The organism is Parashewanella hymeniacidonis, from assembly GCF_016900895.1.
GTDB lineage: Bacteria > Pseudomonadota > Gammaproteobacteria > Enterobacterales > Shewanellaceae > Parashewanella > Parashewanella hymeniacidonis.
In genome coordinates, this window is record NZ_JAFEUN010000043.1 from 19,723 (window position 1) to 36,049 (window position 16,327).

Below are 16,327 nucleotides of genomic sequence, written 5' to 3' on the forward strand. Positions count from 1 at the left end.
CAATTCATTCACTCAGATACAACTCAGCCATGCCATCTAATCGGCTTTTTACTTCTTTCCAATCCGGCATAACACTGGTTAACAAACGCCAGAATTTGTCACTATGGTTATATTCAGAAATATGGCAAAGCTCATGTAATATCACGTAATCAATGCATTCTTTAGGTGCTTTTATTAAGTGAGGGTTGAGCATCAAATTACCTTTGGCGGAGCAACTTCCCCATTGTTTAGACATCGCCAAAATACGAAAGCTAGGTATGCCTTTTACCCATGTGGCTTGTGGTAATAACTCTGCAAGCCGCTCATTAAAAATGATTTCGGCTCGGCGCTTATACCATTTAGTCACTAAAAATCTGACCAAAGAGGATTTATCATTATTGAAGTGGGTGAGCGTAACAAGTAGCTTACCTCGGTACATTTTAATATTGGGAGTTGGAGCTGACTTATCCTCAATCACTTTCAATACATAGCGACGCCCTAAATAAAACTGCATTTCACCGCTGACGTACTGTTTTAACTGCACATATTCCAAATGGCTGCGAAATTCCTTTAGTGCATCATAAATCCACTTTGCACGTTTCATTACGGCTTCATGAATATCATTGCGACTGGCGTCTTCAGGTGAGGTCACTACAACCTCACAATTAGGATGCACCTTAATCGTGATTTTACGATTCTTATTTTCAGGGTGTGGCTTCCGCACAACGGCATAGGTCACAGCTTCATCACCATAGACAAAGCTATATGCCTCTTTACTAACTTCATTAATCGTTATTGAAGTCATCAGTGGTAACCTGCAACACCTAAGCGGGTTATTTGAATTACATCCGTGATCACTTTTTTAGCTGCGTCCATTCCAATTGCTTTATAAAGCACAGGTAGCAATTGGCGATTAATGTGTTTTTCAATCTCTTGCGGGTTAATCGAAAATTCAGCGACTGCAGCGGTTACAATCTCATCAATTCGTAACGAAAAATTAAAGCGCTCATCTTCAGTCAATGGATTATCTTCGGGAAAGTGCTTTATAAACAAACCATAATAAGCTTGAACATGACGCTTAACATTAGGTTTAAGTTCAGCAAAACGAGTGTTTGGTAATCCCTCAACCTTACGTTGTTTTACTTGCTCTTCAAAATCAGCAAACAGCAAATATTGCTTAACAGGGGCATCAAACATGTCTTTCGCTTGTTGAATCGCTTGTCTCAACAGCTTTGAAAAATACTCCTGAGCGTAAGGGTCGTCCGCTAAGTCTTGTTCAATCATCTTAGTTACACGGCCTGTAATCGCATCTTTTTTATTGCGGGCTTCATCGTCTGACATGTCTTCAGGTTTAGCATTCTTACCCATATTCCCAACAAGATAAGCGCCTTTAGACTCTTGAATTTCAACGCCGCCAATGTGCTTATCGAGCATGGTACGAATGTTTTCAGCATACTCATCATAATTAACCGTTTCTTCTGCATCCTCACGCACCTGTTTGCGCAATTCAGACATAGACTTTAAGGTTTTTTTATACAATTCACGTTTATCATCGAAGCTTTTATCTTCAAAATAAGTTGCAGATTGTAATGCCACTTTTAAGCAATTCGAAAAGGCCGTTAATGCAGCATAAAAGTCTTCACGTTTTTTCAAATTAGTGTCGGTCAGTTGGCCGTCAATGGTATCGATTTTAGGCGCTAATATTTGACGCAATGCTTGACCGTCTTGCTTGTTTTTCACGTTTTCAAAAAATGACCAGAGCTCACTATATAAGCCTGGCAGCTTTTTATATTCCGTTTCCATTCGGTTATAAAGACCTTTTAAGTCCTCAATATCGAATCCGCCTTGGGTGCGTTCTGCCAAATCTTGGTAATCGGCAATGGTTGAGTCGAGCTCTTTTAAAATACCTCGGTAATCAATCAAGTAACCAAACAATTTCTTTTGGTGTAGACGATTCACACGAGCAATTGCTTGAATCAAATTGTGCTGTTTTAGTGGTTTGTCGATATACAACACGGTATTTTTGGGTTCATCAAAGCCCGTTAGCAGCTTATCAACAACAATCATGATGTCAGGGCCATCATCTTTGCTGAATTCGTCAATAATATGCTTGGTATAGGCTTTTTCATCATTACCAAAGTCGGAAGAAAGCACATGTTGTTTCCACCAATTTTGCACTAAATCTTTACTGTCGCCATCAACAGTGTCATGCCCTTCTCGGGTATCTGGTGCAGACATAGCAACTACAGAAGTCACTTTACCTATTTCATCTAACAGCTGCTTATATTTAATGGCTGACGCTTTACAGTCACAGGCTAATTGTCCTTTTAACCCTTGCTGTTTAAAGTTTTGAAAGTGATCGGAAATATCATGAGCAATCAGCTCTATTCGCCCCTCGGTTTGATAAACTTGACCTTTTTGGGCAAACTTTTTCTTTAAATCAGTACGCTGTTTTTCTGTTAACTTATCGGTAATACGGTTAAACCAAGCATCAATCGCTTTATCATTAGTACTGAGATCGGGAATACGTTCCTCATACAACAAAGGCGTGACAGTTTTGTCTTCAACGGCTTGTTGCATGGTGTAAGAGTGGATAATTTTGCCGAATTTATTTTCCGTTTTATCGTCTTGCAATAGCGGAGTACCAGTAAAACCAACGTAAGCGGCTCTAGGAAGCGCTTGTTGCATACGAATGTTGTTCTCACCGTTTTGGCTGCGGTGGCCTTCATCAACTAATACAATGATATCGGGACTGTCGTTGTAGCATTCTGGCAGTTCTATTGCTGTACCGAATTTATTGATGATAGAGAAAATAATCCGTTCATTGCCTTTACCAATCTGTTCCGCTAAACGTCTTCCTGTTGTTGCCATGGCGGCTTTTTTATCTCGGTCAGACAATGCGCCGCCCGATGCAAAAGTACGCGATAACTGCTCTTCTAGATCAACTCTGTCAGTGACAACAACGACACGACATTTAGCCAACTCTTTCAGCCAAACTAACGCTTTTGACAAAAACACCATGGTAAAAGACTTACCCGAACCCGTGGTGTGCCAAATTACGCCGCCATTTCTAGCGCCTTTTCTTGCTCCGGCTAAGGTGTCATCAAAGGTCGTGACTCTGTCTATTAAGGCTTTAATGCCAAACACCTGCTGATAACGCGCCACAATTTTGCCTGCTTTTTTATCAAACAAAGTAAACAAACGAGTCATGTCCAACAAGCGATCATGGCGCAGCAATGACACTAATAAACGGTCTTGATCTGTCACTACCAAATTACCGCCAGCCACTAAAGATTGGTGCTCGTCGCACACTTTTGCTGATCTATGGTTAAATATAAGGTCACACTGGGCTTGAGATAACGGCTTGTTCTTTAACTGTTCAATTGTAGTATCGGTAATGTGCTCTTCTTTCCACTTTGCCCAAAACTTTTCAGGCGTGCCGCAAGTGCCATACAAACCTTCATGGCCATTTACCGACAATAACAACTGGCTATAGGCAAATAAGTGCGGAATTTCGTCAACTTTTTGATTACGAATGTTTTGCGAAATACCTTCAGAAACTGTTGGTTTACCCACTTTTGAAGAGTCGGGGCGTTTAGCTTCAATCACCACCCAAGGCAAGCCGTTAACAAAGCAGACAATATCAGGAATGCGTTTACCTGTACCGTAAGCGTTTTCGACCTCTAACTCTTCGGTAAAATGGAATTGATTATTACTCGGGTTTTCCCAATCAATGATTTCAATTGTCGGGCTGACTTTTTTGCCGTCAACAAACTCAGTAACGCCAATGCCATAGGTTAATGCGTTATACAGTTTTTCATTCGCTGCTTTCAAGCCTTCATTCATTGCAGGATTGGCAAGCTCTTGAATAATCTTATCAATACCGGCATCTGAAAGTTTGTGTGTTTTTCCCGTAAATGAATACGTTTTTCTTGCTAACATACTGCGCAGCACGTCAGGCAAAATTACCGTTGATAAATTGCCACGCTTTGCTAAGCATTCACTTGGCGGAATAAAGGTATAACCAAGGTTGCTTAGTAAAGTAAGAGCAGGAATTTTTGCGCTTTGTTCTTCATTGTAATTGGCAAGGTGTTGTATCACGTTGAGATCCATTGTTTTAATACATTCACAGCTACAGGTGAAAACGCAGCTAATTTTCCATTTTCAGGCGTTGAAATGTCATTAATCACCATCTCGATGAGTTCATCATCCTCTAAGCCCTTAGAAGCATCAATGCCATTGATAAACAGTAAGCTCGAAACTAACTGTTTGCGTTTTTCTATTAAGCTGCGGTTATGTTTTTCATGATCACCTAAGTTCAAAACTCGAATTGTTTCTTTGGCTCTGTCGGTGAGTCCCTCAACACGTCCACTAAGTTTAAATTTCAGTTCAGTTTCACATTCATCCATCAATGGCGTTAACGGAAGTGGCTGAGAACCATGAGAGTCATCACATTGCTTTGCGGTTCTGCAACTGGCAACAATATTTGAAAAATCTAAAGTTCGATTGGGTGAGATTCTTTGCGCTGCAACATGCTCGTTCATGGTGTCTGAACTTGTACCTGAAATAGCTTGAGTGCAATAGGCACATAAGTAATGTTGCTGTTCAGCACAAGACTGGCGCATAGCCTGCCTTTCAATCTCTGTTACATCACCATAACGACCATGAGGGTTAGCCCGTTTCCAATCAGTAAGCGCTTGAGGTTCATAGGTCGCATTTTTAATTATCTTTCGCAATTCTAAGCTCCTGTTTACGAAGCAAGAGCTTTGCTTTAGCTAATTCAATATTCGTATCAGGGAGCTCCGCTGCTAACTCAGCTAATTGAGTTTTAGCAAGGGCAATATTTGAATCCTGTATAGCATCCAATAAATCGTTAAGCTGCTCATTTACTTTCGAATTACGAATATCGGTATTCATAACGTCAAGTAAGACCATATTAACGTCTTGCCCATAAAGATCAGGGAGTTTTTGGGCTTTTGTATCAGTCGTCAACATACTAACATTAATGTCTTTGGTGTCACTGATAACAATTGGCGAATGTGTTGTCACAATGAACTGAATTTTGGGAAAAGCAGCTTTCATTGTGCTGAGTAAATCTCTTTGCCACTCAGGATGCAAATGCATATCGACTTCGTCAATAAGCACTATACCTTCTGTCTCTTGTGGTGCTCTGGATGCTAAATGCGGATTTAATTTAAATGCTCTATAAGCAATATCAGCCATCATAGCAATCATATTACGCACACCATCACTCAACATGGCGACAGGTACGTCACCTTGTTCACTGTGTGTCGCAACTAACTGTTTGTGGCTCGGGCTGTATCTTACGTTCATCCAGCCAGCAGGTTTTAACAAAATATCTAACGTCTTACGTAAGCCGGTGAGAAACTCTTTATGAATGTTTCCACTAATCGAATTTTTACCAGACTCAATACGCTGTTGATTTTGCAAGTCAATTTCAAAGCTGGCCATTGTGGTGTCATAAACCCAATCGACAAAAGAAGTGAAACTGCGTTTTGGCTTTAGCCAGTCTGTGTAACCTTCAAGAACACTGGTTTTAGCAAGATGGCCAATTTTACCGCTAGAGGTGAAGGAATTATTCCATAATCGATCTGTGCCGTAATAACAAACTAAAGGTAGTTTTTGGTTCGCACCAGCACGGACATTATCTTGTAAAAAACTGGCAAAGTCTTTTAGTGTTTTTACTTTTGATGTGCCACCTTTTAAGGTGTTACGTTGGCGAGACCAGTTTTGTGGAAATTCATTTTCATCTTTATTTGAAAATGACTCTGCGGCAACCACAACAGGGAGTTGAGATTCCATCTTAATAGGGTAATCATCGCCCATTTTACTTAGATGAATATCGTTATCTGAAATTAAGGTGTCAGAAGCTGTACCAAAGCCGCCGACAAACTGCCCATAAGCGATAGCTATGGCGTCCAGCACTGACGATTTACCTTGGCCGTTTAAGCCAACCAGAACATTAATTCCTTCTTGGAATTCACATTCAAACTGTTTGAATCCACGAAAGTTTTCAAGGGTTAACTTTTTTAATTTCATCGTGTTAGTTGCTCGCTGCTATCCTTGTGTAAAGTATGCCATAACTATTAAAAAAAACTTAAAGCTAAAAGCTAAAATTCTGGCTTAAATGTCTCTAACCAATAACGATAAAACAATTTATGCGCACGAAAGTAATCATTTTCACCTTTGCGGCTTCTTAAAATGTCCGATGCTGTAACGCCAAACAGCAGAAAATCCATATCTGTTTTTACTTCACTTTTGTGCTCTATTAATGCCTCTAAATGCCATACCACTTCTTTAAGGTGACTTATTACACTGCGGTCACTGCGCTGGTAAAACTTCGCATCGGGTAACGCTCGGTCATAGGATTCTACATATTCAGTAGCGTGCTCTTGAGTCATTTCGTCGTTTTGCGTCACCCAATAACGAAAGCTGCCCTTAAGTTGTTTTTCAAAAGCATTTAAAAAACCATTATCATCGCCTTTTTTAGGGGCTGGAAATGCCAAGCAATAGCGGCAATGATAATCCATCGCCAACAAGTATTTTTTGCGTTTTATTGAGACACAATGCAGTACCCAATGCCATTGGTAATTGTCATCGCAACCACGTTTACCCACATGCGCTAAATCTTCGGCTATGGTTTTATGCGGTGGCGGTAACACACAGGTGTATTGTTTACCTTGCCTTGTGATAGTAAAAAAATCACTGGCGGCTTTGGTGCAATTGAATATCAGCATTTATGGTTACCTTGTTACTCCGTTCTTTTGTCGCTCTCGTGAAAACGGGAATCCAGAGTCTTTTCTCTAAAAAAAGGCACTAGACTCCAGCCTTCGCTGGAGTGACGGAATAGCTGGTATAGTTTTTTTCTACGTCACTAAGAGGTTTAGCTTTTGTCATACCTGCGAAGGCAGGTATTATTTGCTTCGCCCGCCATACAAAACTGGCGTTCAATGCAAAAAACGCATTGTCAGTGCCTTTTTATTACTTTCAATTAAAGAAAAGTGGGGCGTTCATTTATACAAACACTAACCATCTAACGGCACAGAGACCCGCCGTTTACCCGTTAATAACTGCTGCATTAACGCCTTTTTCTCTTGCTTAAAATGGGCGAGTTTGGTTTCTAAGGCTTCGATTTCTTTATCGGCTGCGGTAAGGACAGAAGCGATTTTTTGTTGTTCGTTTACATTCGGAATCTTAAATTTGATACCTTTTAGCGCATTAAAAGATAAAACTTTTTGAGATGTACCAACGCTGTACTTTCCAAATACTCCTCGATATTGCTCAAAGAGTGCTATGAAGAACTCATTTTCACCTTTTGTTGTAAATATTGGATAGTAATGACTAATAATACCGTTATCACATTCTTTAAAGAGGTTAAAGGTGAAAAAGCCATCATCGCTTCTAGAGCGATAAGTCATATGGTTCGGAGGCAGTACATGAAACCCAATGTTGTTTCTATCTACGATTCTAGAATTTCCAAAATATTCAGTTTGAGGAACCAAACCAGTTCGAGAAGAAGTGAAAACTCTATGTTGATCTTGCACTGAGGACTTTTCTTTGTATTCGATAAGCCACGTTGCTAACAATGCCTCTTCCCACTCCCCATCAAACGCTTTGCCCGTTTCAGGGTTGATTAAGCGCTTTTTCCCCGTTAACAGCTGCTGCATTAGGGCTTTTTTCTGCTGTTTACTGGTTTCAATCAGTTTTTCAGTGGTGCGTATGGCGTTATCCCATGTCGATAGGATTTTGGCGATTTTATCCTCTTCTTCCTTAGACGATGCAGCCATTAATGGAAGTTCAGCTAGAATAGCTGTATTCATATTTGGCATTGTTTGGCCGACTGCATTCTGCTCCAACCATTTTTTCACTGCATCTTTCTGTAAAAAATAAGACAGAAAAAGTGGAGAGTGTGCTTGATTTGGGGTCGCTTTTAAACACCCTGTACCGCACAACATTCTTGGATAATCTGATTCGATTAAAGCAAAACGAGCTACATCACCACGGCGACTAAAGAGTAAGTCACCAGACTTTAGAATATGCTTTTTAAGATCATTAGCTCGGTGAACAGGTATTTTTGCTGCTAATTCATTATTGACTCGAAAATTAATTAGGTCTTTGGGCATAAGTACAGGTACGCCTTCATCCGTATACTCATGAGCGTGTAACTGACTACCAAATGGCCCTGTCTGAAGTTTTCCAGAACATACTTCACCAAGAGAAGTTAGTTTCCAACCACTAGGCACCATAACCCAACTCCTTTAGATAACCTGCCATCTCAGTCTCTAAATCAGCTAACTCATTTTGCAAAGCCAAACGCTCAGTGCGCACAGCGACCAAATCAATTTCTTCTTCCTCTTCAAAGGTATCGACATATCGAGGGATGTTGAGGTTGTAATCGTTGTCGGCAATTTCTTCTAGTGTCGCTAAATAGCTGTATTTGTCGGTAGTGGCTCTGGCTTTATAGGTGTCTACAATTTTTTGAATATTCTCAGGTGTTAATTGGTTTTGGTTTTTGCCTGACTTAAATTCACGGGAGGCGTCGATAAACAAGACTTTGTTATCGCCTTTTTGTTTTTTGAATATCAAAATGGCGGCGGGAATACCTGTACCAAAGAACAGCTTTTCGGGTAAGCCTATCACTGTATCAAGCAGGTTTTCATCAATCAGTTGTTTACGGATTTTTCCCTCAGATGAGGAACGGAATAACACACCGTGAGGTACCACTACGCCCATTCTGCCTGTTTGTGGTTTTAAGGTTTCAATCATATGCGAGATAAACGCATAATCACCTTTGGTTTTTGGTGGCACACCACGGCGGAAACGACCAAAGTGATCATTTTCAGCATTGTCATGCCCCCATTTATCGAGAGAAAACGGTGGATTAGCAGTAACAACATCAAAATGCAGCAGTCCACCATCTTTATCTTGAAGCTTAGGATTACGAATGGTGTCGCCCCATTCGATGCGGTGGTTGTCTTCACCGTGGAGGAACATGTTCATTTTCGATAATGACCACGTTGAGCCAATGGCCTCTTGCCCAAACAGCGCATATTGTTTTGAGCCGTCAAAGTTCTTTTGCACTTGCTTGCCGCATTTCATCAGCAAAGAGCCCGAACCACAGGCCGGGTCGCAAATGGTATCGCCTTGTTGCGGCTCTAATATAATCGACAATAAATCAGACACTTCTGGCGGAGTATAAAACTCGCCTGCTGATTTACCGCTACCTGCGGCAAAGTGTTTAATTAGATACTCGTAGGCGTTGCCAATTACATCCAACTCACCAACACGGCTGGGGCGCAAGTTTAGAGTGTCTTTCGCGAAGTCTTCTAATAGGTGGCGTAATATTTCGTTTTTCTGTTTTTCATCGCCCAGTTTATCGGTATTAAAGCTGATGTCTTGGAACACGTTTTTCAGCTTGGTGCCGTTGGCTTCTTCAATCGCATGAAGTGCTTTATCGATACGAGAGCCGTTACCCGCCTCATGTCTTGCGTCAAACAAATCCCAAAAGGTATAACCTGTTGGCACTTTGAAGGATTGGCTTTGCATCATTTCTTCAATCAGCTCTGGCGCATCACCGTACTCATTTTTTAATTCTTGTTGTTTATCTTTGTGTACGTCAGAGATGTATTTTAAAAACAGCATGGTAAGAATGAAATCTTTGTAGATAGAAGGATCTACCGTGCCTCTAAAGGTATCGCAAGCTGCCCATACCGCTTTATTGATTTCATCTTGGTTGATTTGTGTGTTTGTCATTATTAGTTATGGCTTAGCGAAAATGGTTTCTATCTTACTCTAACAGATAGCTAAGCGTATGCGATTGAGCTGTATTTTTTATAAGTTGGATTGTGCTTGCTGTTTTTTCCATCATGTCAGCTACGTTTTTAAGCAAATTGATGGATTGCATAAGCGTTTTGACTGTGGCACATTTATTTACGAGTAGTTGTTTGTTTTTACTCTTAACATAAGTACCTGTCGATAAGTTCTTTGAAAGTTCTTGTGTTCAGGTTTAGTGCTATACAAGGCGTAATATAGGGCGCATAGCCGTAGCTATGTAACTGAAATTGCAACGCAGTAGAGTGCTGAAACTGGACACTAGAAAATCTTAAGAAACTTATGGTCAGGTACATAACAACAGCGCTATTGAAAGGACTCAATATGAAATCAAAACTACTTCCGTTATCTTGCCTACTACTACTTCTTGCTGTTGGGTGCAGCCCCAATGATCGTGCTTATTATGAAGCTAATCTTGACGATGCCCGAGTGAAAGCTGAAGAATGCGAAAAAGGAATGATTGCAGCGTTAAAAGCTGAAGATAGTTCGAAACTTCAAAAAATATCAGAAGATTCTGAGTGTAAGTTCGCATCTGAAGTTCATGAAGTGCAAAAAGAGAAAATTGCCAAAGTTAAACGTGATATTGAGCGCAAGAAAAGAAAGGAAGAGTACGAAAAACAAAGAAAAGAGCGTGAAGCTTTATATGCGAAACAAAAAATGGAGCGTGAAGCTGAGTTAGCTCGACGCAAACAAGAAGAAGCAGACAAACAGAAAGCTTTTGAGGCGGAATATCAAAAAAATGTTACACAGCTGACAGCTATGTCTTATCCAGATTTTTATAAGTCTTTAAAAGCATGTGGTTACAGAATGAGTAGCGCCCAATGTAAAGCTGCTCACAAGCTGAAAGATACTAAACGTAAAGCTGAAATAGTTAATTTAATAAAAAAATATCCTGAAGAGAAGTTGAAAGACTTTAGATCGTCTAAATGTAAAGGGATAGAGCTGGATCGTGAGTATTGTAATTTGGCTACAAAAGCGAAACGTAAGCAAGACCAAGATAAAGTTGAATTTTATGTAAACAATAAGGCTGATTTTGCAAAAGATTTTAATGAATGCCACAAAATCTACATAAAACTGACCAAAGCAAAATATGGCGAGGAAGCGCCGTATAGAAAAGCGTTGCAAAAGTTTCAGTGTCGAGTAGCTAGAGATGCGGCCATGAAGTATAAAATTTGGAATTTTAAAAAGCCTATAGCTTTATAGGACAGATTGGTTAGGGTGGTTTAATATTGCCTTGAATAAACAAGGCAATATTAATATATGAATCACTTATTTTTTAATAAAGTATAAATTCCACTCAACCTCGATAAAATCGCAAACAACAGCACAGCAATCACCATTAAGAGGAAGATATTTAGAGTGTCATGATCCATCATATTGTTTCTCCTTGTTTGAGTAAGGATGATAATGACACTTTTATTGGTAAGTTGGCAACTTGCCTATCTGAATTGATAAAGCTTTTACTTTTTAAAGTCTAAGGGCTGTGGTGTAATTAGAAATTAGTCGAATCACTTTCTCTTAATACTCGATTGCTTCATCAACTTGCTTTTGAAGTCGATCTGATTGTTCAGTTATAAGTATGGGGTCGGCACCCAGTTCTTTAGAGGGTATAGTGTTATTGATTTCATATTCAAGCTTCATCATAAACCCATGTATCTTTTCCGCATCCCTAGACGCCCGTAGAATCTCTTTTGGATCATCCTGCAATACCTTACCCAATGGTCAACATAGGCTGCGTGTTGGCCAAACTCGTGGCCGATTTGAAGTTCGTCACCAAGCATGAGTGAACTGATTTCGGCTCGGAATTCTTCTTTGGCGTAGGACTCATCACCAAAGCGGCCAGTCATATCTCTGTTAAGTCTGCTGGAATGGCCTGATGAATGACAAATCTCATGACAAGCAACGGCGTAGAAGGAATCAGCGGTTTCAAACTGGCTCCTTGCGGGTAAGTGTACGCTGTCAGTTGCTGGGCTGTAGTAGGCATTGTCGTATTGGTCATGCTTAATTGGTACACCTGAGTTTTGCAGTATTTTCTCTGCACGCTCATGGCGTTGCCATTCTGGAAGTTGTTTAACTTCAAGCTCTGGTAAACCATCAATTTGCTCAGCGTTAAAAACCACTGAGCTAAATACTCTTGGTTTATCCAATTTAACCGTCACTTTAATTGGTTTACCGTCAGCGCCTAGAATCTTTTTTCCGCTATCGTCCTTTTTATCGATTTGGTCAAACAGCTTCCAATATTGAACAATGGTGCCGTGTTGGCCTTTTTGTACCTGTGCATCAATGCTGTTGGCTTGTTTGTAGGTCATCCAGCGGGGATCGTCACGGCATTGCATAGCTAACCAAATGGCGTTGGAGCCTTTGTAACGAGTACCACTGATTGGATTGTGTGGCATTCTTGGTTGTCCCGCTTGCCAAGGTTTTTGCCATGGTGCCGTTCCTGCTTTTAATTGCTCAATGAGCTTGTTAGCTATTTGCTCATGGTAAGGTGGCTTTTTTGTTTGCTTAGGTGCTTGCTTAGTTGCAGGCATAGGCTAATCCTCTTTATCTTCATTTGATTGTTCTAGAGGTTCATCCGTAGTGAGTTCTGATGCATCCAATGCTTCATCTTCAGTTAGAGCATCTTCTTCAAAAGCGCCGAGCTCTTCTGCTTCAGTTGGCGTGACTTCAATCACGTTGCCAGGAATGTTTAAGGCAAACAGTTTGTCGTCGAGCTTGTGGTGGAGGTTAGTGTTCAAGTTGTCGGTCATGGTGTGGTTCCTTAATGGGGTGGGCGTTTTGATTTTGGTTCTGGTTTTGAATATGGGGTTTCTGGGGCTTCAAAAAAAAATGCTCAAGTTTTTGCATCACTTTATCCATAAATTGCTTTTGTGCTTCGGGTTGCAGGGCTTTGCAAAATTCTTGTGCGGCTTGAACGGCTGATTGTTTGTTAATGGGTTGAGTGGCTTGCGCTATCTCGTTCATCGTTTCAGGTGGCTTTTGTGATTGCGCTGGTGGCTGCTCCGTTTTAACTGATGCATTAGTTCTCGCCTGTAATGCTTTAAGTTGTTTGATGTCTTCTTTGTCTGGGCGATAGCCTTTTACGGCCATATTCTGCATTGAAGCTTGCAGCCATGCTTGGCGTTTAAAGGATTTGTTGCCTGTCAGTTTGATGGATTGCCAATGGCGCTGTTTGGCGATACTGAGTAAATCACCAATTACTATTGCATGACTGAGTTTGGTTTGCAGCTTGCTGCCTTTATCAACAAAAGCCAAACAATTGGGACAGCTACTGAAGTAGTATTTGTTGTCTATGGCAAGGTAATTTTTCCCAATTCTGTCAGGTAAAGTTGTTAACTTTGACTTTGATTGAGTTACTGATGGCTTAGTGACGATTGATTCACTATCTTTAGTGCTTTTTTCGTCATTATCGGCATCACGTTGAACCAGTTTTGCCAATGGTGAAAGTTGCTTATTCAACTGTGAATTAGCTGGTTTGTGTTTACTGGATTCAGGTTGTGAGTAAACGACAGGCTCAATGCTATTAAATTGTATTTTCGTGGATTTGTTTTTGAGGTTTGGCCAGCAATGTTCAATATGATCTTCTATTTGTTTTCGTACTAAGCTCAGGCCGCTGCTCATGGCAAGATCGTTAAAGTCGGTCATGCCAGCTTCAATTTGATCTCGAATAAAGCGGGGCGTTAACCAATGACCGTTGGTGAGAGTGGCTGATTCTCTGGCTTTCTCGACGCCTTTGTTCACTTTGTTGTTGCGGTCATCATCGGCTAAAAATAAGTGTTGGCCGTCGGGATAATGCGCTTTAAGTTTTTCAGCGACCTTGGGCATATTGCCAGCATCGACAGTCATCACTACACTGCGATTGGTGGCTTCGGCAATACTTGCAGCCGTGGCATAGCCTTCTGCATACAAAATTGGCTCTCCATTTTTAAGTGGTTTATACCCGACAACAAAGAAGTGTCCTGTTTTTTGAGCGCCTTTCTTAAGGCATTTAAAGCCGTTAGGACTGATGCGCTGCAGCGAATGCAGTTTGTGGTTTTCTTCCATCAAGGGGATCACCAAACGGCCTTTTTTATCCAGCTTCACATCAGGGAAGGGAATGGTGACTTTTCGCTTCAAATATGGATGGTTGATATTGGCTTCAGGCATCAGCTGAAACGCTTGACTGCAACGGTTCGCATAATGTTGATAGCGTTTGGCCGCAGTGATCTCTCGCAAGGTGCGACGATTAGCTTGGTGCGCTTTGATGTGTAATTTAGCCAGTGGATCACTATGAGCAAAACTGGCCGACCACTTTTGAGGCTCACTGTGGTTCCGATGATCTTGATACCAGCCTGCAGGATGACCGTCACCATAAGCGCAATACACGCCTGTTTTCTGGCCTCGTTTATCATCAAGGGTAGCAACTCGATGTTTTTGGCCATCAAACAGTGGTGGCTCTGGCAATACAAAGCCTGATGACTCCAGCACCTGAGTAAATTCTATGGTTGGATCTTGATGCGTCGGCGTTTGAAATAAATTGGGATTGGGCAACCAAGGTTCTACTTTGTTCAGTGGTGCGCCTGTTTTCGCAAACCATAAGCCTAAATCTGCATCAAAGCTCAGGGCGTTACTACCATTGGGCAATTGGCCAATGGCTTTTCTGGCTTGCTCCCGCTTTTCATAGGGAATGGCGAGAAAGGTTTGTTGTTCAAGAACGGCTTCATCATTCATACGCCATCTCCTTTAGGCAGAGTATTGAGGTATTCATGCACCATTGAATTGATTTGCTCCTCTTCGATGGCATTAGGATTTTGTGGTTTGGTTGGTGGATTTTTCGTTGGCTGAACCTGTTGATTGCTTGACGTAACTTGTGGCTTTGATGGTGTTGTTTCACTGTCTTCAGTAACCACTTTAATCGGTGCAATTGGCGCAGTTTTACTGGTGTTCACTACCACTTTTGGAATGTGTGGCAGCTGCCAGAGCTGCTGCGTTTGACTGTTACCTCGTTGCACTAAGGCTTTGTCTTGATACCAGCGGATTTTACGGCACTTTACGGGCGGGCAGTTTTCGATAAGCAATATCGCTTTATCCATGCCGAGACGCATAATTTCTTGCGGTAACATTAAAGCTCGGCTGTGATCACTGATGTTTTCACTTCTGCCACCACGTCCTGAAAGCTGTTTGCTGCGACTGCGGTGTTTGATAGTTTCAGTACCGAGACTTTCAGAGATTTCTCTGGCCACTTTGGGGCTTTTAGGCGCAAACACAATTTGCAGTGCATGGTTTTCAATTAAGGTTTCGGCGCCATCGTGACCGTAGATTTCTCGTAATTGCGAAGGGGATTGAATAATGGTTAACAGCCGCAAGCCATAACCTGCGACGTAGCTGATCCCCTTGCTTAAAATATTGACCTTGCCGATGGCAGCGAACTCATCCATCAACAATAAAACTTAGTATTTAAGATGTAACCATTCACCAGCCCCGTATTGACTTTTCAAATAAACAGTGAAACTTACTTGCGGGGTGGTACTTGTATCACAAAACAATGGCAAGCTTGTAGTTATAAATGCCAATAAACGGGAGTTTGAGATTGTCAATACCCCTCTGGTGAATGCTTACTTTAAGATTGGCATTTTGCTCAGGCAGTTCACGGGTGTTTAAGTCGATCAGTTGCTGAAAAAACAAATTAATCAGTGGTGCTAGGCGTTGCAGATCGTCTGGTGTGACGCCGACATAAATCGAAAGTCGTTTGCTGCGCAGTTCCCGCAAATCAAAGTCGTTATTGGCAGTCACCGCATCAATCACAGGGTTGTAAAACAGCTCTAAGGCCGAAGTGAAACTTTTACGTATTGAACCACGGGTGCGTTCTGGTGTTTCTAAATACTCTTTGAGTGATGCATGGCACTGGTTCGAAAGTGGTGAGTGGCCGTTCATGCGATCATTAATCAATTCGATTAAATGGTTGTCACCTTTGTTGAGCTGGCGCATGACTTCGCACATGGTAACGGGCTGTGGCGGTGTTTCTAGTAGATACAAGACTAATCCCAGCCATAAGGAACGAGCAGAGGCTTGCCAAATCGGTGACTCATTATTGATATTGGGAAACAACATCTGGCCAATCTTCTGAATGTCATTAATTCGAAAGCTTGGATCAGATGAAATATAATGCAGCGGATTCCAGCGGTGGCTTTGGTAGTCTCTTGGAGCGAGATTAAGCAAGAAACATTGCTGACCGTGGGCTTGGCGAAAGCCTGCGCTGATGTTCCAATTTTCTTGTGGCTCATATCGTAATTCAAACTGCTCTGATAAACTTGCTTGAGCGTTTGCCTTTGAGATTCTTTTCAAAATGGAAATTTTCAGCATAGTTAACCTGATTAGCAACAAGAAATGCTACGAAATGCTACGAAAGGGTTCGTCAATTGAGGTGGAAAGAAGGCGTTACTTGTCCACACTGTGACTCTAAAACCATTAAAAAGAATGGTCATGATATTACTCAAAAAGATTGTCAGCATTATCA

The 16,327-nt window shown here is 41.3% G+C and carries 14 protein-coding genes and 1 pseudogene; 2 read left to right on the plus strand and 13 right to left on the minus strand.

Annotated elements, in window-relative coordinates; translation table 11 throughout:
• Positions 1–4: 4 nt before the first annotated feature.
• The 7 genes from JQC92_RS10355 to JQC92_RS10385 all read right to left on the minus strand — a co-directional run bounded on the left by JQC92_RS10355 (position 5) and on the right by JQC92_RS10385 (position 9,753).
• Positions 5–784 (minus strand): M48 family metallopeptidase, encoded by a 780-nt coding sequence (locus tag JQC92_RS10355; protein ID WP_204999595.1) that lies wholly within the window; start codon positions 782–784, stop codon positions 5–7.
• Positions 784–4,092 (minus strand): type I restriction endonuclease subunit R, encoded by a 3,309-nt coding sequence (locus tag JQC92_RS10360; RefSeq protein ID WP_204999596.1) that lies wholly within the window; start codon positions 4,090–4,092, stop codon positions 784–786. Before JQC92_RS10360 ends, JQC92_RS10355 begins: the two co-directional genes overlap by 1 nt.
• A complete protein-coding gene (locus tag JQC92_RS10365) occupies positions 4,077–4,715 on the minus strand; it encodes a retron system putative HNH endonuclease (protein WP_204999597.1) in 639 nt (212 codons plus the stop codon). Before JQC92_RS10365 ends, JQC92_RS10360 begins: the two co-directional genes overlap by 16 nt.
• The gene (locus JQC92_RS10370) at positions 4,699–6,039 is read right to left on the minus strand and encodes an AAA family ATPase (RefSeq protein WP_204999598.1); all 1,341 of its coding nucleotides are present in this window, start codon (positions 6,037–6,039) and stop codon (positions 4,699–4,701) included. The genes JQC92_RS10365 and JQC92_RS10370 overlap by 17 nt, the downstream gene beginning before the upstream one ends.
• Positions 6,040–6,110: 71 nt before the next feature.
• Positions 6,111–6,737, minus strand: coding sequence for a DUF6933 domain-containing protein (locus tag JQC92_RS10375; protein ID WP_204999599.1), 627 nt, complete (start codon positions 6,735–6,737; stop codon positions 6,111–6,113).
• 288 nt (positions 6,738–7,025) lie between these two features.
• Positions 7,026–8,246, minus strand: a complete 1,221-nt coding sequence (locus tag JQC92_RS10380) for a restriction endonuclease subunit S (protein WP_204999600.1) — start codon at positions 8,244–8,246, stop codon at positions 7,026–7,028.
• Positions 8,236–9,753 (minus strand): type I restriction-modification system subunit M, encoded by a 1,518-nt coding sequence (locus JQC92_RS10385; protein ID WP_204999601.1) that lies wholly within the window; start codon positions 9,751–9,753, stop codon positions 8,236–8,238. The genes JQC92_RS10380 and JQC92_RS10385 overlap by 11 nt, the downstream gene beginning before the upstream one ends.
• A gap of 507 nt (positions 9,754–10,260) precedes the next feature.
• Here JQC92_RS10385 and JQC92_RS10390 point away from each other — a divergent pair.
• Complete coding sequence (locus JQC92_RS10390) at positions 10,261–11,034, plus strand: hypothetical protein (protein ID WP_204999602.1); 774 nt, start codon at positions 10,261–10,263, stop codon at positions 11,032–11,034.
• Positions 11,035–11,349: 315 nt separating this feature from the next.
• Here JQC92_RS10390 and JQC92_RS22885 read toward each other — a convergent pair whose 3' ends face one another.
• From JQC92_RS22885 to JQC92_RS10415, 6 genes are all read right to left on the minus strand, one after another.
• Positions 11,350–11,475 carry a hypothetical protein gene (locus JQC92_RS22885; protein ID WP_276315793.1) on the minus strand — a complete coding sequence of 42 codons (126 nt, stop codon included), beginning with the start codon at positions 11,473–11,475 and terminating at the stop codon, positions 11,350–11,352.
• A complete protein-coding gene (locus JQC92_RS10395; RefSeq protein ID WP_204999603.1) occupies positions 11,472–12,362 on the minus strand; it encodes an ArdC family protein in 891 nt (296 codons plus the stop codon). The genes JQC92_RS22885 and JQC92_RS10395 overlap by 4 nt, the downstream gene beginning before the upstream one ends.
• A 3-nt stretch (positions 12,363–12,365) precedes the next feature.
• Entirely contained in the window at positions 12,366–12,581 is a 216-nt protein-coding gene (locus JQC92_RS10400) for a conjugal transfer protein TraD (RefSeq protein ID WP_204999604.1), read from the minus strand.
• Complete coding sequence (locus JQC92_RS10405; RefSeq protein WP_204999605.1) at positions 12,559–14,541, minus strand: LPD7 domain-containing protein; 1,983 nt, start codon at positions 14,539–14,541, stop codon at positions 12,559–12,561. Before JQC92_RS10405 ends, JQC92_RS10400 begins: the two co-directional genes overlap by 23 nt.
• A complete protein-coding gene (locus tag JQC92_RS10410) occupies positions 14,538–15,248 on the minus strand; it encodes a type IV secretory system conjugative DNA transfer family protein (protein ID WP_204999606.1) in 711 nt (236 codons plus the stop codon). The genes JQC92_RS10405 and JQC92_RS10410 overlap by 4 nt, the downstream gene beginning before the upstream one ends.
• Before the next feature lie 97 nt (positions 15,249–15,345).
• The gene (locus JQC92_RS10415; protein ID WP_204999607.1) at positions 15,346–16,173 is read right to left on the minus strand and encodes a type IV secretory system conjugative DNA transfer family protein; all 828 of its coding nucleotides are present in this window, start codon (positions 16,171–16,173) and stop codon (positions 15,346–15,348) included.
• 38 nt (positions 16,174–16,211) lie between these two features.
• Here JQC92_RS10415 and JQC92_RS23175 point away from each other — a divergent pair.
• A pseudogene (locus JQC92_RS23175) lies at positions 16,212–16,327 on the plus strand (transposase); the annotation flags it as partial.

Excerpts from the sequence above, each read along its gene's own strand:
- JQC92_RS10355 (WP_204999595.1), bottom strand. The coding sequence starts at position 784 with ATGACTTCAATAACGATTAATGAAGTTAGTAAAGAGGCATATAGCTTT.
- JQC92_RS10360 (WP_204999596.1), bottom strand. The coding sequence starts at position 4,092 with ATGGATCTCAACGTGATACAACACCTTGCCAATTACAATGAAGAACAA.
- JQC92_RS10370 (WP_204999598.1), bottom strand. The coding sequence starts at position 6,039 with ATGAAATTAAAAAAGTTAACCCTTGAAAACTTTCGTGGATTCAAACAG.
- JQC92_RS10375 (WP_204999599.1), bottom strand. The coding sequence starts at position 6,737 with ATGCTGATATTCAATTGCACCAAAGCCGCCAGTGATTTTTTTACTATC.
- JQC92_RS10380 (WP_204999600.1), bottom strand. The coding sequence starts at position 8,246 with ATGGTGCCTAGTGGTTGGAAACTAACTTCTCTTGGTGAAGTATGTTCT.
- JQC92_RS10385 (WP_204999601.1), bottom strand. The coding sequence starts at position 9,753 with ATGACAAACACACAAATCAACCAAGATGAAATCAATAAAGCGGTATGG.
- JQC92_RS22885 (WP_276315793.1), bottom strand. The coding sequence starts at position 11,475 with ATGATGAAGCTTGAATATGAAATCAATAACACTATACCCTCTAAAGAA.
- JQC92_RS10395 (WP_204999603.1), bottom strand. The coding sequence starts at position 12,362 with ATGCCTGCAACTAAGCAAGCACCTAAGCAAACAAAAAAGCCACCTTAC.
- JQC92_RS10400 (WP_204999604.1), bottom strand. The coding sequence starts at position 12,581 with ATGACCGACAACTTGAACACTAACCTCCACCACAAGCTCGACGACAAA.
- JQC92_RS10405 (WP_204999605.1), bottom strand. The coding sequence starts at position 14,541 with ATGAATGATGAAGCCGTTCTTGAACAACAAACCTTTCTCGCCATTCCC.
- JQC92_RS10410 (WP_204999606.1), bottom strand. The coding sequence starts at position 15,248 with ATGGATGAGTTCGCTGCCATCGGCAAGGTCAATATTTTAAGCAAGGGG.
- JQC92_RS10415 (WP_204999607.1), bottom strand. The coding sequence starts at position 16,173 with ATGCTGAAAATTTCCATTTTGAAAAGAATCTCAAAGGCAAACGCTCAA.